This is a genomic window from Pseudoalteromonas sp. S554 (assembly GCF_005930865.1).
Lineage (GTDB): Bacteria > Pseudomonadota > Gammaproteobacteria > Enterobacterales > Alteromonadaceae > Pseudoalteromonas > Pseudoalteromonas marina.
On sequence record NZ_PNDV01000144.1, the window covers coordinates 1 to 503 of the forward strand.

A 503-nucleotide genomic window follows, 5' to 3' on the forward strand; every position below is an offset into this window, starting at 1 on the left:
AACCGACTATATGAAGCGAACTTTTGTACGCTTGAAAAGCGATTAATGTCACCAATCTCATAAATAATGGTAAGTGCGAGAATGCGGCCTATACCATTTATTGTTTGCAAGATATTAAGGTGAACAGGATTGTGTTGCTTGGCCATTTGTTCAATATAATGCTCTAAAGGCTTAAGCTCGCTGTGATAGCAATCGAGTATGGCCATATTTAAATTAATGGATCGTTGCACAACGGGGTCAGGGAAGTAGTAGCGCATCTTTTCTCTGTCGCAGACGTTCTTTAAATTCACGTTGTGGGCAGGTAAATTGTACTGGCTGGCGGTATTGGCGACATGGGCTTTTAAATCAGCTCCGTGGCGAACAATTTTAGTTCTTCGGCGTAATAAGTCGCGCGTAGCACGCATATCTTTGTCATACACATAAGCAAGTGGAAAGTTCCCCCCACGGATGAGTTTGGCAATTTTATATGAATCTATTTTATCGTTTTTGGCTTTACCGCCATG

1 protein-coding gene is annotated in these 503 nt (G+C 41.7%); it reads right to left on the reverse strand.

All coding sequences use genetic code 11. The features are described from left to right. Positions 1–503: transposase (locus CWB65_RS19300; RefSeq protein WP_138741271.1), on the reverse strand; the 503-nt coding region annotated here is incomplete at both ends.